Origin of the sequence: Plebeiibacterium sediminum, assembly GCF_026013605.1 — a bacterium.
In the GTDB taxonomy this organism is placed as follows: Bacteria; Bacteroidota; Bacteroidia; order Bacteroidales; family Marinilabiliaceae; genus Saccharicrinis; species Saccharicrinis sediminus.
In genome coordinates, this window is record NZ_JAPDPJ010000286.1 from 1 (window position 1) to 545 (window position 545).

Below are 545 nucleotides of genomic sequence, written 5' to 3' on the forward strand. Positions count from 1 at the left end.
TCAGCATCAGCAGGACGAAGTACTAACATAGAGTTTTCTCCGTGGTGATTTTTCAACTTCTCCATTAAACGAATTTGAGCTTCCTGCTCAATTGGTTGGTGAGTTGGTCCATCCTCTCCTACACGGAATGCATCGTGAGTCCAAACATACTTAACAGGCAATTGCTGTAAAGCAGCCAAACGAGCAGCAGGCTTCATATAATCAGAGAATACAAAGAATGTACCTACAACAGGGATAACACCACCATGTAATGCCATACCATTCGCAATTGTAGCCATTGTTAACTCAGCTACTCCTGACTGTAAGAATTGACCAGTGAAATCTCCTTTTTCGAAAGCCTTGGTTTTCTTTAAGAAACCATCTGTTTTATCTGAGTTTGCAAGGTCAGCAGAAGAAACAATCATATTTTCAACCTGATCAGCAAAAGCTGCTAATACTGTAGCTGAAGCGGCACGAGTTGCAGATCCTGCTTTTTGCTCAATAGCACTGTAGTCAATTTCCGGAGCATCACCTGAGAAGAATTTAGCAAATTTAGCTGCTAACTC

General features: G+C 41.5%; 1 pseudogene. It reads right to left on the reverse strand.

The features are described from left to right. Positions 1–545 (reverse strand): annotated as a pseudogene (locus OM075_RS25495) (transketolase); the annotation flags it as partial.